Raw genomic sequence first — 25,577 nt, 5'->3', positions numbered from 1 at the left:
GTTATTGACATTTGTAAATCAAAAATAGAAAATAACTTTCTTGATATTATTGGGAAATTTATTGGCAAAAAAATCAGAAATTTTTCTCTGAAATCGTCTTTAGAATGTAGCAAATCAAAAAAATAACCTTTACCCTTATTACAGGAGTTAAAAAAGTGTTGCAGTTGAAACCAATCCCTAACATAGTATCTGAACGGCAACTTCCAGTCGTTAACAGCTACAACGAATGGGACCCTCTCAAAGAAGTTATTGTGGGTTGCGTAGAGGGCGCGGTAGTTCCGAAGTTAGAGCCTGCCCTCCTGACAAATACATCCCCCCAAAACTTGTGGTTTTTCCAAAAGTATGGCGGTCAACCCTTCCCCCAAGAACTTGTGGAAGCTGCCTCTAAAGAACTGAACGAGTTTTGTCAGGTTTTAGAAGCTGAAGGGGTCACTGTTCGACGACCCGATCGCATCGACTTTTCCCAAACCTACAAAACTCCAGATTTTGAAGCTTCTGGTTTTTATGCCACAATGCCCCGCGATGTGCTGATCGTCGTTGGCAATGAAATTATTGAAGCACCGATGGCCTGGCGATCGCGCTTTTTTGAATACCGTGCTTACCGTTCCTTAATGGTGGAGTACCTGCGACGGGGGGCAAAGTGGACACCGGCACCTAAACCTTCCATGTCAGACGAATTTTACGATCTTGAGTACGCCACAAAACCCATCGACCAACGGTATGCTCTCACCGAAAAAGGGCAATTTGTGACGGGAGAACTTGAACCCAGTTTTGATGCTGCTGATATTGTACGCTTTGGGCGAGATTTATTTGTCCAGCGCAGTCACGTCACTAACGAAATAGGAATTACCTGGCTCAAACGGCATCTAGGCGACCAATTCCGGGTTCATGTGGTCAAATTCCCAGACCTCAATCCCATGCACATTGATGCCTCACTCGTACCACTTCGACCGGGATTAGCATTAGTGAACCCCGCAAGACGTTGTATTCAAACCGAGCTTTTTAAGAAAGCTGGCTGGGAATTAGTGGATGCGGCCCCCTCCACCCTTCCCGACAACTGGCCTATGTATATGTGCAGCAGTTGGGTGTGCATGAATATTTTGAGCTTAGATCCCGAAACAATTTTTGTGGAAAAGCAGGAAGAACCTATGCAGAAACTCCTCAAAGATTTGGGATTTAAAGTAATTCCGGTTGATTTCCGTCACGTTTATACCTTCGGCGGGTCATTTCACTGTGTAACTTGCGATGTGCGGCGGGACGGTCAACTGGAAGAATACGGCTTTACTGAACCTTTGGAAGAAGATGAGCTTGAGGGATAAGAAAGCTTGCTAACCATGAGTACGCACTAGAATCTCGATACTAAAGCACGGTAATGGCGTGACACGCTTTAAATGTTGCATTAGAAAAACCTTGATTAAGTCAGAAGTAAACTGATAATTTATTGCACTATTTTAGCTGTGCCACGCCAGTCGTTTATTGTCTTATTTCGCCTTAATTCTGTTCGCTACCAGTTATTGATTTATGTCAGATACTCAAACAGTTAGTGTGTCGTCCCTGCGGGGAAGTTCAGAAGATTTAGGGAAAGGGTTTTGGCAGCAATGGCAGCAGTATCAAGATTATCTTCACCGTTGCTGTATTAAGTGGATGGGGGGGAATCCGACTGATGCTGAAGATGCGTTGAGTCGGGCGATGCTCAAGGCTTGGGAAAAGGTGCAAAAGTACGCGGCGGGGGAAATTTCTAATTTTAAGGCATGGCTGACGACACTGACTCGCAATCTGTGCGTGGACATTTATCGTGAACGCAGTCGGGGGGCGAATCGAGTTGAGGATATAGAAGGTTACGCTTCGAGTGAGGAGCAAGGGCTGCTACGGAGTGAGGATACGCCAGAAATTGCTTTGGAGACTGGCGAAAAAAGGATTGTGATTCGTCGTGCGATTGACAATTTACCTCCTCGGTTGCGCGAGACGTTTATCCTGCACTTTTATCAGGAATTGTCTTATCCAGAGATTGCCCAACAGCAAGAGATTTCCTACCAGAATGTCTGCAAGCGCATATCCCAGGCGCGGGCTATTCTGCGAGAGGAGTTGAGGGGATATTTTATCGAGGAGGAGGCGACGGATAAGGATAAGTCTGTTTCATCGACAGCAACGGAGTCGGCAATTGGGGAAATGTCTCAAGGGAATGGGGGAGTTGAAGCGATTGTGGGCGAGACGGTGACGTTATCCGTTGCGGTGGAGGAAGTGGAGAGTGTTGGGGGTGAAGAAGCGATCGAGGTAGAGCGTGATGTGCAGCAGTCTGAGTCAGTGATGGCTGCGGCAACTAATGATGGGAAGTTAGAAGTAAAGAGGGATGGTTGTCGGCACGTTGAGGCGGTACTGGGTGAAGTGAGCCCTTTATCGTCTAGACGAGTTCTGTATCCTTTTTACGGAGCTGGACTAAACCCAAAAATTCAGAAGTTGACTTTGGCAATCGTCCTATATACAGAACAAGGACTTATAGAGAAGGAAAAAGTAAAAACTATGAACCCAATGTCTGTGAATCAAGAGTCCTTACCCAGTTTCTTCCGTGATGTGGAAATTGTCGGACCTGCCCACCTTGAATTACCCAAGTACCGGGCATATCATGCCAACGCTGGTATCTCATCCTCTCCGAAACAAGGTGAAGTCAGTGCCGAGAGTACCCCTATTTTGTTGGCGAACAAGGCAGTGAAGGAGATTTATCAAAGCAACGACTTTGCCAAAATCAAAAAGTTGGAAGCAAACGCTCAGAAAGACCTTCAAGCAGTGTATGACAATGTTGCACAAAATAAAGAAAAAGCTTGGACGAAAGTTGAAAAAGATGGCAAACAATTCTATATGAGCTGGTCCCAGACTGGGTCTATGTGGGCTTACACCGAAAGTAACTCCTTAGCTAAGGACGGAACCTATCAAGCTGTGGTTCAAGTAGGCACCTATAGTAAATCAAGTCAAATTATCGGTATCCAAACCTACAATTTGACCCTTTCCACTTTTTTGGTTGAGTCAGTGATTGCCTATATTGTAGCCAGAGCGGTTTCCAGCATCATCGCTGACGGTCTTGGCTTCTTGTTTACTAGGTTCGCTTTGTATCTCGCTGAAGCTGCTGCCGAAGCCGGTTTAGAAGCATTCGCCTTCAACATCTCCGCCACTGCATTAAGCACTGTGGCAACCTGTCTGGTATTTGCTATCGTGTTTATTGGTTTGGCGTATTTATGGAACTGGCTGAACCGAAAATATACCATTCGGTTGCAGATTTTTAATTGGGATGACATTAATTCTTGGAAAGCCACAGGACAATATCTCTCAAATGCCAAGATCTGTGGCGATAACCAGAATCTAGATTTTACTTTACCTAAAATGGTCAAGCCCGGTGAAGTGGTTGTGCCTCCTGGATTTGAGCCAGTCGAGACTCTTGATTCTGTGTGCTATTATGCGGTAATCGTCTGGGAAAATGACAATACCTTTATGGAAGGTTGTTCAATGGCTATCGGAATGCAGAAAAATGAAACCAGTGAAGGATTCATGTGGGCATTCGACTGTCCCCGGTTCTCTAACAACCAACAGGCTGGCGATGATGGACTAAAAGACCCAAAGGTCTATCGGCAGGAGGGGCATTGGAACAAAAATCCATTGGGTTTCCAAATCCAAAGTACTTCCGCGAAAATTCCAGTTTCTTTTGCCCTGGATGCTTTGATGGATGCCTCTGATGGTCTTTACAACATACACATGCACATAAACAAAAACAAACCCTTAAATGAAGTTTGACTGTAACTGCTCACCGCAACGTAGTTGCGGTGAGCAGTTACTCTCATCTTGAGTCAAAGCCATTTTAACCAGAGAGTTATCGCACTACCTTTCCATCAAGGGATCTGCGCTTCGCAGCAGCGCTTCACTATCACCTCTTTGATCCTTCTGGTTTTAGCACACTGCATAGTCACTCATTTCACACATAAAAGGTGAAAACGATCCTTAGCGACAATAGACAATTCGATACGCGAGGTGCAATTCAAACCTATCACACCAAGCTGTCTCGTGCGCTCGCGTAGGAGTTTGAACCTCCCGGCGGGTGAGGCAACGGGTGTAAGCGGTGAGGAACGCCATTACCCTAGCCCTGTCAAGGTGTATTTGTAGGGGCTTCGATGAGATAGCCTCAAGAGGGTTTGGAGACCAAACCCCTACATCATCAAGAGGGTTTGGAGACCAAACCCCTACATGAAACAACGATTTTTCTTCATTAAATTTACCACCTTGACAGGGCTACGCCATTACCCCTACCTATTCTCCCAACTGAAAGTCTAGCAGGCTTTCATCAATTCGGTTTTTTGGAAAATTCGATCACGCGATCGCAATAATTCGTCTTCCATTAGCAAACTAACAGGTCAATATACTACCGGAGTTAAACAAGAGATGATCATAAGGAAGCTGAGTGAAATTATTAATACGGCAAGAGATGTTGCCTGGGGAAATGGTCAGAGTCGCAGGTTTCTTCTAGAAAGAGATGGCATGGGCTACTCACTCACAGATACTATCATTAACGCAGGCACTGAATCACTCCTAGAATACAAAAATCACATGGAAGCTTGCTATTGTATCGAAGGAGAAGGTGAAGTAGAGGCAGAGGGGATTCTATATCCAATTCTACCTGGCACTATGTATGCTCTCGATAAGCATGATAAACATTATTTGAGAGCCACGAGTACCATGCGACTTGTATGCGTATTTACTCCCCCTCTGCAAGGAAATGAATCACACAACCTTCAAAGCAGCGGAAGTTCCTGTTACTAAGCTTCAGAATACCCTAATAGTTTAGAGTCATAGCTAAATATGTTTGATGCACTTAACTCAGTTCTTCAAAGTTATAAATTGAAGGCGCTAAAAGAATCTCATATAGAACAAGATTCCGATGATAATAAACCCTGCATTGTTTTCTTTGCTTTACCAAATGAAAGGGTTACATTGCTGCTAGCCGCCAGTAAAATTTTGCCGGAATGTGCTTTTATTGTGCCTGACCCAACTTGGGTAAAAGTCGTTCAAGAAGGTGATAAATCTGTATTATACCTCCTTGAAGGGATGACAATGAATGAATTGGGTCAATGTTTTCATACCAAATTCAAAACTCCTCAGAGGATAACTTTTCTATGTAACTTTTGTACCGAAGCGGCTTTCAGTTTTTATGAACCAGTTCACCAAGAGAAGGCTCAAAAATTTCAGTTCTATGAGGGACTGGCGGACTGCCCAATATCAAGTGGTATAGAACTGGAAAAATATACCAATAACAAACTGCATACTCGCTTACTTGCTGCTGCAAGAAATATCAATGTACCCCCAACGATGGCTTTTGGCTTTTCTTTGGAAAAATATAGCCATCATCCCGTCACTCCAAAAGTTCAATTGATTTCCCTATCTAGAAATCTTTCTAGTGATGAAATCCGAGAATATCTGACAGCATTTCCTGCTTCTAAATTTGTGATTAAACCTTCTGGAGCAAGGTGGATGGGAAGCCGACTATGCACTATTGATTCAAAAGATAATCTGGATAGGGCTGTTGAAAACTTTAAGAAATGTTTGGATTCACTCCAAGACAATGATTGTCTGCTTGTAGAGGAATTTATCGATTCAAGTATTACTGAGAATAGTAAGCTGGGTTCGAGGCTGAGGGTATTTGTAACCCGTCGCCCCAATAACGTTGTCGAGACTTCCGGCATTATCTGTAATCTAGGCTACGTTGACCAACCAATCAATGCCAATACTTCTGAAAGTTTTTCAATTGACTATGTGTGTAACTTGCTTCAGTTGACAAGCGAGGATAAAAATCAACTAATTAACAAGATTAAGCAATTAGGTAAAGCGGTACTAGAGTCTATTATTGGCTACGAAACACAATATTTAACCCATGTACCCCAAAACAAACAAACTGATTTTATTGGTTTAGATGTTGTTTTGAAAAATTACAATGGGCAATTAGAGCCAATTTTGATTGAAGTCAACGAGCGCGATTGTATTAGCACCTTGCAGTTATACGAAGTGCAACATTCCCCCAACCGGACTGACATCCTCGATAAATGGGTGGAAACGATGTTATACCGCTCCTATCAATATATGCTAAAAGGCAAGAATATATTGATGATTGGCGGTGGAGGATACTCAAAGCTAAACATTTTTGAATTTGCCAATCAAGTAGGTATTAATATCATTTTGGTCGATAGCGATCCTCAACATTTTGCTGTCAGTTACAGTACCCAGTTTTTCAAAATTGACATTGATGACCATACCAAAGACATTGAAAATGCTTTAGCTATTGTGGAAGTTGTTCACAAGCATCACACGCCTATAGATGGCGTAGTTACGTTTTGGGAAGATAATGTACCTTTGTCCTCTTTAGTCGCTAGTTTTTTAGGGAAACCAACCAACAGCTATCAATCGGCAAGCATTGCTAAAAGTAAGTTTCTAACTCATAAAAAAATCTTATCATTTGAACCCGGTCAACCCTATCATGAAGCTAAAGGATTCTCAAATGGTGTTGAAGTTTTCAATTTAAAGGATATGGCTGATATCCACAAGATTCCGCAACATTACTATCCTTTAGTAATTAAGTTAGATACTGGGGCTGCTTCCTTTGGTGTAGAGATAATTCAAACAGAAGAAGAATTACTAGCTAAATTTGAAGACTACAAAAGCTATTTTCAATCTGCTACATTACAGGAACCTGGCATGGGTTTTAACTATCAAATATTTGTCACACCTTACCTGCAAGGCTCTGAACATGATGTCGATATAATCATGTTCGATGGTGAGTTGGTAGCTGGTTATGTCACTGATAATGGACCCACTCTGCCTACTCTCTGTAAGGAAATGACAGAAATCATGCCTAGTTTACTAGACCGAGAAAAACAAGAAAATCTGATTCATTCAGCCTGGAAAGCTTGCCACGATATTGGCTTAAAAAATGGTGTTTTTTGTGTAGACGTAATTTATACACCACTGGGAGTAAAAATTTTAGAAATTAATGCGAGGATGGGTGGTTTTTATGTATCTAAATGGCAATTTAATATACGGGATGTCAACCTAATTTTGTATTCCTACCTAATTGCTTGCCGGATAAAACCCTTCGTGAATCAAAGTAGTTTACCACGAATCTGCTACAATGGTTTTCTTTGTTATAGATCCTTACATAAGGATGTAATAGATGAAGCAAAGCTGAAAGAGTTGTCGTCAGATTCAAATTTCTTTATCAGTATTTTAGAGAAAGAAATACCCGCTGAAGAAAAATATGAAGTTCCTTATGCTTCTGTAGCGATTTGTTCCCAAAATATTGCAGAGGGAAAGCAGAAAATGAAGCGGTTTTTAGAGGAGAATTATCTCACAAGGGAAGAATATAGGTTCATTTGTGAGGAGTAAATTATTGGCTCTACAACTCGGAGCTAGGAATCTATTTACTTGCCAGTGTCGAGAAGCAAGGAAATCTGACAAATGAGACAGCCAGCGATGATGGCAGGTACATTACACTCTGTCAGTGGTGTTTCTGATAAAGACCATAGCTACGCTCGCCAGAGCAAGAGCTACAGGATTTTCGACTGCTTAGCACTCACATTGAAACCCATTGGTAACAAGTTAAGCTAAGAAAGCATTTGTCAATCAGCAATTATGCTCAACATTTACTCGGATTTTGGGCATAAAACTGAGATTTGGGCGATCGTGCGATCGTGCCGAGGGTGATATTTATACCTACTCCCTCTCAAATCGTAAATTTTCCACTCCTAAAAAAGCAGTTTTTTTGAGTAATATTACTGATTGACAAATGCAATTAAGTCTTAACTTGTTACCAATGTGAAAATAGAGGGACACGGAAAAGCCAAAATCCTTACGCAACAGGAAATCGAACTGTTGTTCAATGAAGGTTTGCAAAGCGACCGCGACCGCGTTCTCTTCGGAGTTTGTCGGTACACCGCCTGTCGCATTGCCGAAGCGTGCAGCTTGAAAGTCATCGGGCGTTGCTGATTTACGGTATGAAACGTTAAATATGCCCCTTATAGAAACCCGTATCCACAAAGCTTTTGGATTTTAAAGTTATTTTTTTCATACCCTGATTAAGCAACGCCCTTCCTTCCTTCTTCTTTCCCCTTCCTTCGGAGGTTATTTTAGCCGATCGCCGATCGAACTGCCGAACCGATCGCCAGTTTTTGCTCGTCGTCGTAGCCCCACCGCCCAAAAAATTCCTCATACTCGCCGCTGGCACTCTGCAAACTTTCTAGCATTTGCGACGCTACAGTTTGACAGGCGGGCATTTGCAGGATTTGAATTAAATTGCGCGATCGCTCCTGAACTCTAGCAGAATCGGCCGCCATTTCCTCCTTTTGCTGGCGCGAATGATGTACAACCATTGCCGCCGACATCGCCAAATTTTTCACCAGCAGTTCTGCTACGATCTCAGGAGCAGATCGCAGCGCCTCGACTACTCCGGGTGATGGGTGATCTGCCTCCTGTCCATCGTCCGTTAGATAGGTGACAAAAAACCCCCTAGCACCGTTCTGTGTTTTCACCAGAGATGTAACAGCTTGCTGGATGTCGGCTTGTAAAAGTCGATCGGCCTCAATGAACGACAGTAAAGATTGAGTCAGCTCGATCGCCCCCTCAAAAGTTATGCTTTCCGATGCTAACAAAGAAGATGGAATACTCATAACGAACTCAATAATTTTAAAGATTCTGCTAACAATTGTAAACACTTCCCGCTGCCCGATCGCAAATAAATATGGCTATTATCTCCTCCAAACAACAGCCCCCCGACCCAAATCTACCCGAAGACATAGCCCCAGCGCGTCGCAAAAAAGCCGCCAAACCCCAGGCGGAATCTTTGCTAGAATCGCAAGAACTACCCGACGAAATCAACAGCAAACAAGACGACAAAATCCGACCCCAGCGTTTAGCTGAATACATCGGGCAAAAAGACTTGAGAGAAGTTTTGGCGATCGCAATTGCAGCAGCTAAATCTCGCGGCGAACCTATGGATCACCTGTTACTCTACGGGCCTCCAGGGTTAGGAAAAACCACAATGTCGCTAATTCTAGCAGCAGAAATGGAAGTTGAATGCAAAATCACCACCGCCCCAGCTTTAGAAAAACCGCGAGATATTGTCGGATTGCTGATCAACCTCAAAGCAGGCGACGTGCTGTTTATAGACGAAATTCACCGTTTATCTAAAGTTACAGAAGAAATCCTCTATCCGGCAATGGAAGACTGCCGCTTAGATATTACGATCGGTCAAGGCAAAAGCGCCAAAATCCGCAGCATTCCCCTGAAACCATTTACCTTAGTAGGAGCAACCACAAAAGTCGGGTCCCTCACATCTCCGTTGCGCGATCGTTTCGGCTTAATCCAAAGATTGCGCTACTACGAAATAGACGAACTTAGTCTAATTGTCCAAAGAACCGCCCAAGTTCTCGACACTCAAATCACCCCAGAGGGAGCCACCGAAATTGCCCGCCGAGCGCGCGGAACCCCCCGCATCGCTAACCGCTTGCTGCGCCGAGTTAGAGACTACAGCGAAGTCAAAAACTTAAAGCCAATTGATGCCGAAGTTGCCTCGCTCGCCCTGGAATTATTCAACGTCGATCCGCTAGGTTTAGATTGGACAGATAGGCGAATTTTGACAGCAATGATTGAGAATTTTAACGGCGGTCCAGTGGGATTAGAAACCCTCGCAGCTTCTACAGGAGAAGACACTCAAACCATTGAGGATGTATACGAACCGTACTTGATGCAAATCGGATTTTTGCAGCGGACAAGTCGCGGGAGAATGGTAACGGTTGCTGCTAGAAAACACTTGGGTTTTATTGAATAGAAGGAGTAAAAAATGGTACAAATACCAACAAAAACACTAACTTTGTCAGAGTTCCTCAAACTGCCAGAAACAGAACCAGCTAGCGAATATATCAACGGTCAAATCATCCAAAAACCTATGCCACAAGGAAAACATAGCAAATTACAGGGAAAGCTAGTCACTACAATTAACGAGGTAGTCGAACCGAGAAAAATTGCCCTAGCCTTTCCTGAATTGCGATGTACTTTTGACGGCCGATCGACCGTGCCAGATGTCACAGTATTTACTTGGGAAAGAATACCAGTTGATGAAAATGGGGATGTTGCTAATGTATTTGAAACTTACCCAGATTGGACAATTGAAATTCTGTCTCCAGGGCAGAGTCAAACTAAAGTAACTGGGAATATTTTACACTGTCTGAAAAACGGCACTAAAATGGGTTGGCTGATCGATCCGATGGTGCGATCGGTGTTAATTTATCCCCCTGGAAAGCAACCGGAACTTTTAGCAAAACCCGAAGAAGTGTTGCCCGTTCCAGATTGGGCAGCAGAATTGCGGCTGACGGTAGGAGATTTGTTTGGGTGGTTGAAACTATAGCAGAAGTCAGTTGACGGTTGACGGTTGACGGTTGACCCTTCGACTACGCTCAGGGCACCGCAGTTGACGGTTGACCCTTCGACTACGCTCAGGGCGACGCAGTTGACAGTTGACAGTTGTTATTGGATACCAATAATTTTCCCGGCTGTGCCTCCAATTCCCATTACTAATTCTAATTACTAATTTCAATTACTAATTTATAATTACAATTACTAATTTATAATTACAATTCCTAATTCCAATTAGCAATTACTAATTACCAATTCCTAATTTCCAATACCTCTTTATGTTGCTATACCTCAGAATAGAAAACTTTGCCTTAATTGACTGCCTGGAACTAGAATTTGGCCCGAGTTTGAACGTATTTACAGGGGAAACCGGCGCTGGTAAATCGATTATCCTCGATGCGATCGATGCAGTGTTGGGCGGGAAAGTCGATCGCCGATCGATTCGCACCGGAGCAACGCGGGCAATATTGGAAGCTACCTTTGAATTGGACAAAGCCGCAGCTTTGTGGCTGGGCGAGCAAGAAATCGAACCCATAGACGGAAATTTAGCCGTTTGCAGCCGGGAAATTAACGCATCAAGCGGTGCTCTACGGACCAGATCCCGCTTGAACGGAATTCTCGTCAACCGCCAGTTAATGGATCAACTGCGCGATCGGCTGGTCGAAATTACCGCCCAAGGCCAAACCGTCCACCTCGGACAAGAAACCCTCCAGCGAGAATGGCTCGATTTATACGGCGGCAAAAAGCTCACTGAAGCGCGATCGATCATCGCCTCCGCGTGGCTGGGAGCCAACAACGCCAAAACAGCCCTCAAACGCAGGCGTCAATCGGAACAGCAGCGACTGCAAAGACTTGATTGGTTAGAATACCAAGTCCGAGAACTCAGCGAAGCCCATATCGAAGACGCCGACGAACTTGAACAGCTAGAACACGAATCAATCCGCCTCGGCCACGTCGTCGAATTGCAGCAGCAAAGTTACCAAGTCCACCAAGCCCTGTACCAAAACGAGGGTGACAGCGCATCAGCAGCCGACTTGTTGAGCAAAGCCGAAGTAATTTTAAGCGACATGGCGGTTTACGATGTGCAGTTGCAACCAATCCTAGAAATGGTCAGCGATGCTTTAGCTCAAGCCACAGAAGCCAGTCGGCAAATTAGCAGCTACGGCGAACAATTAGAAGCAGATCCCGAAAGACTCGAAGAAGTAGAAGAGCGGATTCGGGAACTCAAACAAATTTGCCGCAAATACGGGCCACTCAAAGAAGCGATCGCCTACTACCAGAGCATTCAAAACGAACTAAATGAACTTTTAGAAGGAGGCGAGTCAATGGAAGCCCTAGAACTCGCATATCAAACCGCTTTAGAGCAATTAAAAGACGCTTGCAGCCACCTCACTACCCTGCGGCGCGAAGCAGCCCTGAAACTAGAAACGCACCTCGTAGGAGAACTTAAGCCGTTAGCAATGGAAAAAGTGCAATTTCAAGTCGAGATCTCGCCTTGTACCCCAACCGCTACCGGTGCCGACCAAATCGCCTTTTGTTTCAGCCCCAATCCGGGCGAACCCCTGCAACCCCTGGGCGCGATCGCCTCCGGGGGAGAAATGAGTCGCTTTCTACTCGCCATCAAAGCCTGTTTTTCGCAAATAGAAAGTGCCGGTACGCTGATTTTTGACGAAATCGACGCCGGAGTCTCCGGGAGAGTCGCCGGGGCGATCGCCAAAAAACTCTACCAACTTTCCGACAAACACCAAGTTCTCTGCGTCACCCACCAGCCACTGATCGCCGCGATGGCTGATTTTCATTTTCGCGTTAACAAACAGACGATCGAAGCAGAACCAAGTATCGGCGAACCCGCAGCCAACTCAGAACCAGTCGAACGTACAGTAGTCCGAGTTGCCGTCCTCAACAGTGAGCAGCGGCGGGAAGAACTGGCCCAACTCGCCAGCGGCCGGTCAGCAACAGAAGCCATCGCCTTCGCCGAATCCCTGCTTGTCGAAGCCGCCGGATTGCGCCAAACTCAGTCGGCCCAACCCTGATCGCACCCTCAAGCCGATCGGGGGGTTAAAAGGCGGAGTTTTTTCCGAGTCGGAGGTTACACTAAAAATATCAACCGCAAATTTTACAAAAAAAAGCTCAAAGCCCCGTGAATTTAGTGGGATGAATGCTAAGAGCAGCAAAATAGAGAGAAATTCTAGTTAAAAACCACAATTGTGTAGAGAAGGGCACACATCACTAGCAACTGGTAGTGTCACAATTGCGGCTAGTCCCACAAGGCCACCCCTCTTTCAGCAGTCCTCCCGCCAGTACGCATTCATGTTCCTGCGGGCGATCGGCTCAAAGATCGGCAGAACTTACTTAAACCAGGCACGCACAATGTCAAAATCAGTTAATAAACCATTTAAACAAGATTCGCGCTCTCTAAAAAGATTGCAGCACTCCCACCACCTCGTTACTCTCTCACCCTCCGTTGGGCAGCAAGGCCAACTGAATTTCCCTTGGCCTGTGACCGGAGTTCTGTAAACTGGGAAATACTTTCACACATACTTGAGTCTTGTGCGACAGGTGACTCACTAATGAACTTTCCCGCTCTCCTAGCTTAGAGACTAACCCTTACGCTTAAGATTCTGTAAAGGTCTATGAAATCTGCATCTCCCAATCTGCCAGCTATGGAAAACAACATGATAGTGACAGTAGAGGCCACTGTTGTCAGTGAAAACCATGATTTTACTGTTGTCAGTGAAAACCATCAGGAAAAATATTCTCAGCCTTCCTCTAGCAGTAGCGCCCTTGCCAAAAGTCCAGGATTATCCAATGTTCTCGATATCCTAAATAAGGAGAGCTTTACAGAAGTAGTTAAGGAAGTAGAAGAGAAACTTAAGGTTGTCAATCAAACCCTGGGAATGCTGGACAATATCCTTGACAGCCAGGGATTCGACGCCATCCTTAACGAAATGTTGCAGTCGATTACCCGGAAAACCGGGGAATTGCTGAATGCCGATCGCAGCACGATATATTTATTAGACGAAGAAAAAAATGAACTCTGGGCTATTGTCGCTAAGGACGAAAATGGCAAAAACCTAGAACTCAGATTTCCCGCCCATGTGGGCATTGCGGGAGAAGTAGCCACGGAAAAAAAAGTGGTGAACATTCCTTATGATTTTTATAACGACCCCCGCTCGACTAACGCAAAAAAAACTGACAAAGAAACAGGATATCGCACTTATACAATGCTGGCGATGCCTTTGATCAACGAAGAAACAGGAGAGTTAGTAGCAGTCGTTCAACTGATTAATAAACTCAAGCCAAACCACGAACATTACGGTATTTTAGAGGAACAGATTGACAAGGCAGGATTTACTCAAGAAGACGAACAAGTTTTTCGAGAATTTGCCCCGTCGATTCGCCTAATTCTAGAGTCTTCTAAATCTTTCTACGCAGCAACTCAAAGACAACGGGCAGCGACAGCGTTGATGAACGCCGTCAACGCTCTTTCTAAGAGCAGTTTAGACTTAGAAGATACCCTAAAAAGCGTGATGGATCAGGCCGCCAAACTGATGAACGCCGATCGCAGCACCCTGTGGCTGATCGATGAAGATAAAGACGAACTCTGGACGAAAATCCCGACGGCCGACAGCGTGAAAGAACTTCGCATACCCAGAACAGCCGGTTTTGCAGGCATCGTCGCCGAATCCGGCGAACCGCTGTTGATTCCCTTTGACGTATACGATGACCCCCGCGCCGAAACTTCCAAAAAAACCGACCCACAAACAAACTACCGTACTTGCAGTATGCTCTGTATGCCAGTTTTTAATGCAGACCAGAAATTGATTGGTGTCACCCAATTAGTTAATAAAAAACGGCAAGGAGAATACCCCCCCTACAACCCGGAAGATTGGCCGCACGCCCCCGATCAGTGGAAAGCGAGTTTCAATCGCAACGACCTGGAATTTATGAAGGCGTTTAACATCCAAGCAGGAGTCGCCCTTCAAAACGCCAAACTGTTTGCCGAAGTCAAACAGCAAGAACAAAGACAAAAAGATATGCTGCACGCCCTGACTAACGGCGTGATTTCTACAGATAAAAAAGGCAATATAGTAGCGACCAATCCCAGTGCCCAAAAATTACTGGGTGTCAGCGAGGCAGAATTAGCCGAAGGTCAATCTTTGCGCGAGTTAATTAAGTTAGAAAAAGGCGATTTTGCTAAATGGTTTGATGCGTCTTTGTCTCCCGAAGACGATAAGGACCGCCAGCAATATTACCCCGATCAAGTTTTGCTTTCCTTGGAAGGAGAAGGGCAGAGTATCAATCTCTCCATTAATTCAATGACTGACGCTACCGACCCCAACAAGGTCAACGGCGCCTTAGTCGTCATGGAAGATATTAGCAGCGCCAAGCAAATCAAAAACTTGATGTACCGTTACATGACTCCAGAAGTAGCCGAAGCTTTGTTAGCTTCAGGAGATACGGGATTGGGCGGTAAGCGCAAAAACGTTTCGGTGCTGTTCTCAGACATTCGCAGCTATACCACACTTACGGAAAAATTGCAAGCCGAAGAAGTGGTAGTGATGCTCAACAAATATTTTGAAGTGATGGTAGATGTCGTATTCGAGTACGGAGGGACTCTCGACAAATACATCGGCGACGCTCTGATGGCAGTTTTTGGCTCTCCAGCGCCCCTAGAGGATCATGCTTGGTGCGCCATGCAAACGGCGGTGAAAATGCGGGAAAAACTGGCCCAGTTTAATCAAGATCGCGTGGCAAATGGCGAACTGCCGATCGGCATCGGTATGGGCGTGCATTCCGATGAAGTTGTCAGCGGCAACATCGGTAGTAGCAAACGCATGGAATTGACTTCGATCGGAGACGGCGTTAACCTCGCCTCTCGCTTAGAAGGCGCTAGCAAGCAGTACGGCACAGACTTGATCATCAGCGACAATACTTACCGAGATTATGCCGATCGGCTCTACGTGCGAGAACTCGACTTTATTACTGTCAAAGGCAAAAGCGAACCCGTAATCGTTTACGAACTCGTCGGCATCCGCGAGGGATACTCGCCAGTGGGCAAGTCACTAACCGAAACACAGCAACAAGTTATAGAACATTACACCAAGGGACGCGACTATTACAAAACTCCAGTTAGCCAAAGACTCTCAGAAAGTGAGGTGAAAAACATCTTAAAGGATGTCGCCGAAATGCCAGAGGCAGAGATTAAGAAACTGTCCTACAATCTAGAGCAACAGTTGGAACACGAACTAAGGAACCTGTTATATCAACTGAAAAAGCTGTCAGAATATGACCCGAAAAACCTGTCGGAAGCAGACAAACTCATCGTACTGTTGCAGCCAGAAATCCAACTGCTGAAATTGGAAGGAATCAAAAATCTCTCGGAAGACGAAGCCAAAATGCTGCTGCAAGCAAAAATCAAGCCGCTATCAGCAGACGATATTAAATACTTGCAAGAAGGCGAAGTCAAAAAGCTCTTGGAAGCAGACATCTTAGAACCATCAAATGCCCAAATCAAGAGGCTGAAACCCGCAGAGATCAGGCAGCTATTGCAGGCGAAAATTAAAAGTCGGGCCTGCGAGACAGTAGCAGAAATGTTAGATGAGGAATTTGAAAACCTGGGACTCGATCGGGTGAAAAAACTGCTGAGCGAGTTTAAGAAAGCTTTAGAACCAAAAGCCAAGCAAGCCTTTAAAGACGCTGAACGCGAATTTAACACCGTTCTGGAAGTTGACCCGAAAAACAAGGCAGCTAAATTGCATGTCGATCGCTGTATGTTATTTCAGCATGCGTTTTCAGATGTACTCAACTGGGATGGTGTGTGGAATCTCACAGAAAAATAGCAGTAGCCCACAGCTAATCCTCGCGGTGGCGCCAGGGTTCCGGGTGGGGGCGATCGCGATCGGGGGTGCGCCTCCCATCCGGCCACCAATTAACCTGAATATCCTCTTGAGGTAATCGTAAATAAGCTCCAACAGGTATTATGGTTATATAACCGGATTTTAATTTGCAAGCGAGATGCCGGGGTTTCGCCCTAGGTGTTTCGTTCGCACTACCTACCGCAACACACTTAGCACTTCTATTATTTGAAGCGCTTAAAAATAGTTAGGACTGGCAGCAGCGTTACCCGGTTTCTGAGAAAAATCTTGGAGAAAGGCGACGAAACATCCGCTCAAAAACCGGGTTTCTCACCCCGCCCTCGTAAGTCTTAATAGCGTTAGCGGCTCCTAAAAAGAGCTTCCTTCGCAGATAATCAATGTTCGAGTCTTAGATATAGAAAACCACTAGCGTCAGTTATGAATAATTGGAATTCGCAATCGGGAGATGTTGAGTGGGTAGATCAGGTTTACCAACTATTGCTGGAGATTGCTCGGAGCTCCCTGTCAGATATCCCCAGAATCCCGGAAAACATCACTGTTAAGGCTATCCCTCTGATCCAGAAGGTACAAAGCATTCAGCAAAGACCTGACGGGCAAGTGTTCAAATCCGGTTCCTTTTCAGTAAACGATCACGAATGGGTCGATCGCGTCTGTCAACTATTAGTAGAACTAACCAGCGCGTCTTTGTCCGAACAACCCAAAATGCCGGAAAACCTTGCAGGCAGATCTTTAGCCCTCGCCGATAGAGCACAAAAAATTAAAGAAGATATCGAAGAAAATGCAGCCCAAACCCCAGCAGATGAAGAGGACAATTCTTTACAGTCTCCAGACGAGCTGCTTTCCCTCTTGCACCACAGTTTGAAAACTCAGCGCGCCAAAAGCTACAACCCCGATGCCCCCGAATGGCAGCAAGTCTTGAGTCTGCTCGACGTAGTGCAGTCAATTTACAAGCAAATCCAAAATTAAATTCAAGCTTAACTCAGGCCGGTCTTTATGGTGCGCGATCGCTGGCTCTTAAAGGCGGTTGCTCTGTGACAGAAATTTTTTTGCTGTAGCCCGAAAATTTCCGATTATTGCACTTTTGTCAACTACACTAGGTTTAATCGGTTCTAGGGCAAGAGAACATGAGCGGAGAAAACATCGGCGATTTGTCAAAAGAAATATTAGCCGATCGCTATCAGTGCGATCGGCGGCTCGGCAAGCAAGCAGGACGGCAAACCTTACTCGCCCGCGACTTAAAAACCCAACAGCAAGTAGTAGTCAAACTCCTGTCATTCAGCAGCGACTTTAACTGGGAAGACTTAAAACTCTTCCAGCGAGAAGTCGAAACCTTAAAATCCCTATCCCATCCCGCAATTCCCCGATATCTAGACTCCTTTGAAATCGACACCCCCAACCGCAAAGGATTCGCCCTAGTTCAGACTTACATCAAAGCCAAATCCCTACAAGAATATCTTTCAGACGGCCGCACCTTCAGCGAAAGCGAAGTCAAACAATTAGCAAAAGCATTATTAGACATCCTCGCATACCTGCACCAGCGACAGCCCCCGGTGATTCACCGCGACATTAAACCCAGCAATATCTTACTCAAGAATCGATCGGGCAACAGCGTCGGGGAAGTCTACCTAGTCGATTTTGGTGCTGTTCAAACCCTAGCAACCCAACAAGGAAAAACAGTCACCGTTGTCGGAACTTATGGTTATATGCCACCCGAACAATTTGGCGGCAGGGCCGTTCCCGCTTCCGATTTGTACAGTTTGGGAGCAACATTAATCGCCTTAATTACCAAGCAGCATCCTGCCGACTTGCCACAGAAAGATTTGCAGATAGAATTCGAGCAATTGACCAAACTGAGTCCCGGTTTTACCAATTGGCTGAAGTGGATGACACATCCTAGTTTAGAACGCCGTCCCGCCTCAGTCAAAAGCGCAAAAGAAGCTCTAGAAAAACCGCCGCAAATCAATAAATCTTCCCTGCCATTGAGAAAGAAACAGCCCGTGTCTCATCCCCTGGCCTTATTTTCTCGTGCGATCTGGTACAGTTTTGTTACCGGAGTTATAGCGGCAGGAGCTTGTGCACTTATTTACGGCTCCTTGTTTATGGGTTTGATGACGACGACGGGTTGGATCGGGATAACTTTAGGGGGGATAACGATGATAATTATGGCAGTCTTTTTGAGTCTTCATTTCGGCTTGCTGCTGGGGTTGGGAAATGGAATAATCATAACGATCGTGACCCTATTGTGGTTTCATCCCCTCACTAACCCCAAACTTCACCGACAGGTTTTAACTTCAGTTAGTATGCTAATCTCCGCCTTGATAACTATCTATTTCTTTAAAAATATGAATTTTAAACCTGAAGGAGATTCCAATTATATTTTCTTTGCGATTGTACCCTCGCTAATTACAGCTTTATCTCAGGGGGAAAGTAGCAAGGTTATTGCCCTGTGGTATCAAAAACACAGTGGACTGTAAACTTTAAAATAAGAGCGTGTTTGGTTGATTAGTTATCATTTTTAGCAGTAGTGAATAATCACACAGTACCGAGGATATACCTGAGCTTTAGAATAAGTCAGGCATCTAATATAATCAAAGCAAAGTGTTTAATTTAAAGTTAAAATAAAGGTCAAAAACATGACTTGCAAAGTATTAGCAGAACGCTACGAAGTGCAGCGACAACTAGGAAAACAAACAGGTCGCCAAACGCTGCTGGCTCGTGATTTGCAAACTCAAAAATTAGTTGTCATCAAACAGCTATTTCTTGGCAGCGATTTTGAATGGCAAGACCTCAAGCTATTTGAACGAGAAGCGGAAACTTTAAAAGCACTTTCTCACCCGGCAATTCCCCGCTACCTCGACTATCTGGAAATTGACGAACCAGACAGTAAAGGATTTGGCTTGGTACAAACTTATGTAGAGGGAAAAACTTTGGAAGAGCATTTGCGATCGGGGCGTACTTTTAGCGTAAATGAACTGAAAGAATTAGTAAAAAAGTTGTTGGAAATTTTTAATTATTTGCACAAGCAAAATCCGCCTGTTATTCACCGCGATATTAAACCCAGTAATATTTTACTGCACAGCAGATCCGGTAACTCGATCGGAAAAATTTATTTAGTTGATTTTGGTTCGGTGCAGAACCAAGCTGCAAAATTTGGCGGTACAATTACAGTAGTAGGAACTTATGGATATATGGCACCGGAACAATTTGGCGGGCGCTCCGTTCCGGCTTCTGACCTCTACGGTTTAGGTGCAACTTTAATTTATTTGGTAACGGGTTTGCATCCCACTGAACTATCGCAACAGGATTTGAAAATTCAATTTGCCGATCGGGTACCGCAGCTCAATCCTAATTTAAGAGATTGGCTGGAGTGGATGACAGAACCGAGTTTGTCCAAACGGTTATCTTCGGCGGAGGAAGCATGGCGAGCGCTCAAAAATCCCCGCTCGATGGAGAAAATTCACAAAGATTATATAACATTGCAGCCACCTGGTAGCGAGATTAAACTCACAAAAACTTCGGAGTTTGTAGAAATTGTAATTCCGTCGCAGGAAGTGAGTTTGGGTTTAAGTGCCCTGCTTGTGACCGCCGTTGCTGCGAATATTGTCCCCTTCGGCTGTCTTTTAGTTTATATTTTAAATGCAATCAACGACGGCAGTAAAATCACTAATTTACCGATAGATAGTCAAGTTATTATTCTGATAGCCAGCGGTTACTTAGCTCTGGTAGGAGTAATGTTAGCTAGGGTAGGAGTAATGTTTCTGCTGGCACTGTTTCGCCGAGAACTTCGCCTCAGAATCGATCGCAAGCAAATCTCCTATAGCACCCATCTGCTGGGGTTGAGATGGAATCATTCCAAGCCAGCTCCCAGGAAGGAGATTTGCCAGTTGGAAATTCAACAACGTGAATATAGAAACAGCGGTATTGGTGTAAAAGTTATAAAACTTATAAAAGTTATGATTTTTGCTTTTTCAATCCCTAGAGAGTTATATCAAATGGCATCATTACTTATGCAGGAGGGCCACTCGGAAGTGAAATTAGGGAAAGTCTATCAGATGATAGTTCAAGCAGGCAAGCACAAATATCAGTTAGGAGAGAAGGAGGGACTCAGTGAATCAGAAATCAAGTGGTTAGCAACAGAACTAAGCCAGTGGTTGAGATTGAAAATTCAAAGAACTTTGACAGACGGTCAAAAGAAGAGAGCGATGTGAAAATATCTGTCGATCGCCCAAACAAAGCATTCTCCTCTCAACCTGTGGGATTGGCGTCCCGCCCGTCCCCTCTCTCTTGTGTGGGATGGGCGTCTAGCCCGTCGAGTTTATTTTCCCAGCCGGCGACGCACTCCCCCGCTTTCGGTCAATCTCATGCAGCCGAAAGGCCCGATCGCCCGTAAAATGCTATCAAAGGGATTTGGCAAGTAGCACTCATCCCAATCATCTGTTAACTTGGAGATATTGTTGTGGACTTATCGCTAATTCCGGCACAGCCGAAACCAGGACTGCTCAACGTCCTCATCGAAATTACCGCCGGTAGCAAAAACAAGTACGAATTTGATAAAGACTTACAAGCCTTTGCTCTCGATCGGGTGCTTTCTTCCTCAGTCCAATATCCGTGCGACTACGGCTTCATACCCAATACCTTAGCCGATGATGGCGACCCCCTCGACGGCATGGTAATGATGGATGAGCCCACATTTCCAGGGTGCATAATCGCAGCCCGTCCCATCGGAATGCTAGAAATGATCGACGGAGGTGACAGGGACGAAAAACTCCTGTGCGTTCCCGACAAAGACCCCCGCTATGCTCACTATAAGTCCCTCAAAGACGTAGCCCCCCACCGCTTGGACGAAATTGCCGAATTTTTTAGAACCTACAAAAATTTGGAGAAAAAAGTCACGGAAATTCTGGGTTGGCAAGATGTCGATCAAGTCATGCCCTTAGTGGAAAAGTGCATCGCAGCCGATCGCAAATAAGCCCTTAGCCCGCACTCCTCGACTGCAACCCGACTAAAAACTCAGGGGGCCGAACATAAGGCGATCGCTGCACGTCTAAGGATGCAGTCGAAGAACGGGTAGCTAGAATGTCAAATCAGTCGTGAATGCCGAGTCACCGGAACGGCATTCCTCCAAACCCCGCCCCGCCCCCAATCTTGAAAAAAATACTACTCCTAGAGTAAGATGAAGCGCAAATTCTACCCCTGGGGAAGGCGTTCTACGTTTGAGGAAATTTTACCCTAAGACTCTGGTTCGGCGCTATCTTAATCTCAGAACACAGAAAACGCCGGGCAGCCTGCAGGGTGCAAAAAATAATCTCTCAAGCGTGACATCTCCTACACGAACCCGTAAGGTTGAGAATTCTAACAGCCCAAATGTTCGGCACTCGGATGGTTTCCCGATAAAGCGGTTGATTATAGTACAGATTGCTAAAAACTAAAAACTAAAAACTAAAAACTTAAGATTTCAACTCCCAAATTCCTGTCCCCAAAGCTAAAAAAAATGCCTAATTCCGCACCCTCTCTACCCAATCCACAGCCTTCCGATCCCAAAGCCACTATGGAAAATAGTCCTTTGACCGAGTTTGTCGTTCAGTTTTGGGGTGTGCGCGGCAGCATCGCCACCCCCGGCACCAAAACACTGCGCTACGGAGGCAACACCTCCTGCGTAGAAATGCGCTTGGGCAAAAAACGCCTGATATTTGACGGTGGTACGGGCCTGCGGGTTCTAGGCCTCAATCTGCTGCGGCAAATGCCGGTTGAAGCCCATATGTTTTTTAGTCATACTCACTGGGATCACATTCAAGGGTTTCCGTTCTTTACTCCCGCCTTTATCCCAGGGAACTGCTTTCACATTTACGGTGCGATCGCCCCCAACGGCACTACAATCAAACACCGTCTTGCGGACCAAATGGTGCACCCCAATTTTCCCGTCCCCATCCAAGTGATGCAGTCAGACCTGAAATTCAACGATTTGACGCCTGGGGATATTCTCGAACTCGACGATGTGAAAATAGAAACGGCCTTGCTCAACCATCCTAATACGGCGATCGGATATCGAGTCACATGGGAGGGACACACGGCAGTCTACTGCACCGATACAGAACATTTTCCCGATCGCCTGGACGACAACGTGTTACACCTAGCTCGCAACGCCGACGTGCTGATTTACGACGCCAACTACACCAACGAAGAGTATTACGACTTCAAAACGCCAAAAGTCGGCTGGGGACACTCGACTTGGCAAGCAGGAGTAGAAATAGCGAAAGCTGCTGGAGTCAAAAAAATCGTGATGTTTCACCATGATCCGGGGCACGACGACAATTTTCTCGATCGTACAGAAGCAGAGGTGCAGGCAGTTTTCGCCAATAGCTGCTTAGCCCGCGAAGGCATGAGCATACCAGTGATTTAACCAAAAATAAATTCAGAATTATGAAACAGGAAAAACCCCGCAAACGTCGCCCAGGAGGCTTGCGGGGGCTTTACTCAACGTTGCTAGTATTGATAATTGTCTGCTGTAGCTGCGGCGGATGGGTTGCAGCTCAGACTGCCTATTCTGGTACTCCCGCGCGACTTGCTCAGGTTTCTTCGATCGAGGATACTCGTACAGTCGATCGCATACCCGAACGCTATCAACTCGGACAGCAACTGTACCTAGAAAACTGCGCCACCTGTCACATCGCTTTACCGCCGCAAGTATTACCTACAGAAACTTGGCGCCGATTGCTGCAAGATCCCCAACACTACGGACAAACCCTCAAACTGCTAGTAGACCCGCCCCGCATCCTAGTATGGAACTACCTGCAAACTTTTTCCCGTCCCCAAGCAAAAGACGAAGAAGTTGCCTACCGAGTCGCCAGTTCTCGCTATTTCAAAGCACTGCACCCCAAAGTCAAGCTGTCACAACCCGCAAATATCAGCAGTTGCGTTACTTGTCACCCCGGCGCGTCTCAATACAATTTCCGCAAGCTTACCGCCGAGTGGCAAAACTCTCCGTAACGAAGATTAAGTTCGTAATTATATCCGAGTGCGATCGAGTCGCTCGCACTAACCAGAAAACGGCGAGCGCATTCTGAACTAGAGACGTATCCAAAGTGTGGGTGCGATCTTTCAATTCATGCTTACTGGGCATCGCACCTTACAAATAACCTCTCGCTTTACCCTCACCAATAACTCTGGTGGCTAAGGGTGAAGTTGTGCGACTGCCGATAACGTCTGTTGCCAAACCGACCAAACTTCCTAGTCCGTTCCAACCGAGTGGTTAGGTACTCTAGTGGCATAGAAGTAAAAAATCTGTGCCTTTAACTACTTTTTGACCAATTGTTATGATATCTTAACTTTACCGGAGGCTAGTTCCGACAATTTAAGAAGCCTGGTTATCAAGTAACCTAATTTATGATTGACAGTAAAAAAGTTCGACTGAAATGGGAAAGTTATTGGTTTAAAACCTTTGGGAGATGGCGCTCGTGTGCATTGACCTGCCCAATAGACAGACCTCATCCTCGGCATATTGTTTGGAGTTGGATTGGCAGTTTTTTGGCAATTACTGCAACGTCCTATCTTGCTGTAAAAACTAATTCTCCTTTACTAATGGCTCCGTTTGGCGCTACAAGCGTTCTGATCTTTGGCGTCCCTGACAGCCCTTTGGCTCAACCCCGGAATGTCATTGGGGGCAATTTCTTAGCTGCTCTCACCAGTTTAATCATTCTGCATTTTCTCGGTTCTTCTCCCTGGGCGATGGGAATGGCTGTTTCTAGTGCGATCGGAATTATGCAGATTACCAGAACTCTACATCCGCCTTCGGGAGCAGTTGCCTTAGTCGTCATGATGACCAAACCAGACTGGAAATTTTTGCTAACACCTGCTTTTGAGGGTTCAATAATCTTGGTCTTGTGCGCCGTCATCTTTAATAATTTAGCGGCAGAAAGGACGTATCCCAACCACTGGTTATAGCATTATCTCTAATTCTCTCATCCTTCCCTCGGGAGCACTACCCAAAATCGGGATGCTCCCTCGATTCCGACTTCTCTCGGACTTCTTTCTTCCATCCGTTACATCCCCATCTTGTCAACGGAAGCCGAACTTCCTTCTGCTAGATCAATCAAAAAACACTGATTTGTCCGGCGTTGGTCGAGATCCCTTTTGAAAGCGTTCCCAGGACTCCTTTAACTGAGCCGGCGCTCGATATTCGCGATCGTAAACCACCAGCACATTCGTCAAATTCCGTCCCGGCGGCAATAAAATCTCTCCTTGATGAGCCAAACCCACCGAAGCGCCCCCGTCCAAATTCATCGCTTCAAAACAGCCGATCCTCTGCATAACTTTAGCTTCTGCTTCCAAAGACAAACTATCAAGAAAAGTCACCAAAAATAACTTATCTCTCGAAGCCGGAAAGCCGATCGCCGTTCTCGAACCCACGCCCAAAACATGAGAATCTTTAAAACCTTCCGATAAAGGAGACAGCCAAACTTTCCCCCCTTTAACCAATCTCGGCCCGCAAGTCAGAGAAAACCAATGTTGACTCCAATCCGGCTTACCTTCAGTTCTAGCCGTCACCATTTCCAATTGATTTCCCGCTTTAATCCCCAAAGTCGTGCCGTAATTTTCCCATCGGCTGTATTTCAGAAACTTACCCGCCGCCACCATATTTCCCAGCACAGATTTCTGCTCATCTTTACCAAAAAAAGTCCCGTTAGCAACAACAGCAGCCCGGTAACGCGCCACCATATTTTCAAAAGGTTCGTCGCCCCGCGTTACTTTAGAAGTATTTGCAAAATCTGCATTATTAGCTAACCCAATTGTAAAATAAATTTCCGGGTCTGCGAGGTCAATAGTTGTGAGATAAAAACTTGCGCCAGCTACAGTTTTTCTGCTGAGTTCTACAGGTTTTGCTTGCTTAGCGGAACGTTTGATAATTTGAGGTTGAGACGGCTGCACAGCAGGAGAAGTGGCGGAAGATTTTACAATAGGATTACTCGGCAGAGGTTGATTGGTTTTTGCTGATTTTACAACGGGATTGCTGGGCAAATGTTGAGGAGTTTGATTTGATTGTATACTTGATAAAAAAGCGAGTAACTTTTGCCACAGTTGACCTGCGAGAGTCAAGAAACTCTCTCGATTTTGGGCGATCGCAAAATAGTCAGCCGCAACCCGCGCCAAAGCTATGCCCGTTAAAAATAAAAAAGTGCGCCGCAGCATCGGGCGACAACCTTCAGACTGTTTGCGTTTAGACATAAAAAATCTCAGCTAGGATAGCGAACAGTTTTCTAT

The 25,577-nt window shown here is 45.4% G+C and carries 18 protein-coding genes; 16 read left to right on the top strand and 2 right to left on the bottom strand.

The features are described from left to right. The first annotated feature begins 164 nt into the window (after window positions 1–164). The 4 genes from QUB77_RS04425 to QUB77_RS04415 all read left to right on the top strand — a co-directional run bounded on the left by QUB77_RS04425 (window position 165) and on the right by QUB77_RS04415 (window position 7,416). Entirely contained in the window at window positions 165–1,319 is a 1,155-nt protein-coding gene (locus tag QUB77_RS04425; protein WP_333170051.1) for a NarL family transcriptional regulator, read from the top strand. Between the two features lie 202 nt (window positions 1,320–1,521). Then, window positions 1,522–3,783: a sigma-70 family RNA polymerase sigma factor gene (locus tag QUB77_RS04420; RefSeq protein WP_333170053.1), complete on the top strand. Its 2,262-nt coding sequence runs from the start codon at window positions 1,522–1,524 to the stop codon at window positions 3,781–3,783. 642 nt (window positions 3,784–4,425) lie between these two features. Continuing rightward, a complete protein-coding gene (locus QUB77_RS31670; RefSeq protein ID WP_333309498.1) occupies window positions 4,426–4,803 on the top strand; it encodes an ectoine synthase in 378 nt (125 codons plus the stop codon). Window positions 4,804–4,842: 39 nt separating this feature from the next. Then, window positions 4,843–7,416 carry an ATP-grasp domain-containing protein gene (locus QUB77_RS04415; protein WP_333170054.1) on the top strand — a complete coding sequence of 858 codons (2,574 nt, stop codon included), beginning with the start codon at window positions 4,843–4,845 and terminating at the stop codon, window positions 7,414–7,416. Between the two features lie 740 nt (window positions 7,417–8,156). Here QUB77_RS04415 and QUB77_RS04410 read toward each other — a convergent pair. After that, a complete protein-coding gene (locus tag QUB77_RS04410) occupies window positions 8,157–8,696 on the bottom strand; it encodes a hypothetical protein (protein ID WP_333170056.1) in 540 nt (179 codons plus the stop codon). A 71-nt stretch (window positions 8,697–8,767) separates the two neighbouring features. On the opposite strand from QUB77_RS04410, the gene ruvB reads away from it, so the two are divergent. The 12 genes from ruvB (at window position 8,768) to QUB77_RS04350 (ending at window position 24,260) form a co-directional block, all read left to right on the top strand. Next, a complete protein-coding gene (ruvB, locus tag QUB77_RS04405; RefSeq protein ID WP_333170058.1) occupies window positions 8,768–9,856 on the top strand; it encodes a Holliday junction branch migration DNA helicase RuvB in 1,089 nt (362 codons plus the stop codon). A 12-nt stretch (window positions 9,857–9,868) separates the two neighbouring features. Further along, a complete protein-coding gene (locus tag QUB77_RS04400; protein WP_333170060.1) occupies window positions 9,869–10,432 on the top strand; it encodes a Uma2 family endonuclease in 564 nt (187 codons plus the stop codon). 286 nt (window positions 10,433–10,718) lie between these two features. After that, entirely contained in the window at window positions 10,719–12,473 is a 1,755-nt protein-coding gene (recN, locus tag QUB77_RS04395) for a DNA repair protein RecN (protein ID WP_333170062.1), read from the top strand. Between the two features lie 600 nt (window positions 12,474–13,073). Then, entirely contained in the window at window positions 13,074–16,283 is a 3,210-nt protein-coding gene (locus QUB77_RS04390; RefSeq protein WP_333170064.1) for a GAF domain-containing protein, read from the top strand. Window positions 16,284–16,736: 453 nt separating this feature from the next. Further along, window positions 16,737–17,285 carry an inorganic pyrophosphatase gene (locus QUB77_RS04385; RefSeq protein ID WP_333170066.1) on the top strand — a complete coding sequence of 183 codons (549 nt, stop codon included), beginning with the start codon at window positions 16,737–16,739 and terminating at the stop codon, window positions 17,283–17,285. A 158-nt stretch (window positions 17,286–17,443) separates the two neighbouring features. Further along, on the top strand, window positions 17,444–18,793 hold the full coding sequence (locus QUB77_RS04380) for a serine/threonine-protein kinase (protein ID WP_333170068.1): 1,350 nt from the start codon (window positions 17,444–17,446) through the stop codon (window positions 18,791–18,793). A gap of 159 nt (window positions 18,794–18,952) precedes the next feature. Next, window positions 18,953–20,527: a serine/threonine-protein kinase gene (locus tag QUB77_RS04375; protein ID WP_333170069.1), complete on the top strand. Its 1,575-nt coding sequence runs from the start codon at window positions 18,953–18,955 to the stop codon at window positions 20,525–20,527. Continuing rightward, window positions 20,524–20,709 (top strand): hypothetical protein, encoded by a 186-nt coding sequence (locus QUB77_RS04370; RefSeq protein ID WP_333170071.1) that lies wholly within the window; start codon window positions 20,524–20,526, stop codon window positions 20,707–20,709. Before QUB77_RS04375 ends, QUB77_RS04370 begins: the two co-directional genes overlap by 4 nt. Window positions 20,710–20,775: 66 nt before the next feature. Continuing rightward, window positions 20,776–21,288 (top strand): inorganic diphosphatase, encoded by a 513-nt coding sequence (locus QUB77_RS04365; protein WP_006634582.1) that lies wholly within the window; start codon window positions 20,776–20,778, stop codon window positions 21,286–21,288. Window positions 21,289–21,810: 522 nt separating this feature from the next. Then, a complete protein-coding gene (locus QUB77_RS04360) occupies window positions 21,811–22,719 on the top strand; it encodes an MBL fold metallo-hydrolase (protein ID WP_333170072.1) in 909 nt (302 codons plus the stop codon). A 20-nt stretch (window positions 22,720–22,739) separates the two neighbouring features. Continuing rightward, complete coding sequence (locus tag QUB77_RS04355; protein ID WP_333170074.1) at window positions 22,740–23,306, top strand: diheme cytochrome C; 567 nt, start codon at window positions 22,740–22,742, stop codon at window positions 23,304–23,306. A gap of 396 nt (window positions 23,307–23,702) precedes the next feature. Then, window positions 23,703–24,260, top strand: coding sequence for an HPP family protein (locus tag QUB77_RS04350; protein ID WP_333170076.1), 558 nt, complete (start codon window positions 23,703–23,705; stop codon window positions 24,258–24,260). Between the two features lie 144 nt (window positions 24,261–24,404). Here QUB77_RS04350 and QUB77_RS04345 read toward each other — a convergent pair whose 3' ends face one another. Further along, on the bottom strand, window positions 24,405–25,541 hold the full coding sequence (locus tag QUB77_RS04345) for a phosphodiester glycosidase family protein (RefSeq protein WP_333170078.1): 1,137 nt from the start codon (window positions 25,539–25,541) through the stop codon (window positions 24,405–24,407). Window positions 25,542–25,577 lie beyond the last annotated feature (36 nt).

The sequence above is a fragment of the Microcoleus sp. AT9b-C3 genome (assembly GCF_036705485.1).
Classification (GTDB): Bacteria; Cyanobacteriota; Cyanobacteriia; order Cyanobacteriales; family Microcoleaceae; genus Microcoleus.
The sequence above is the reverse complement of the archived record's forward strand: the minus strand, read 5'-3'. Positions and strand labels throughout refer to the sequence as shown.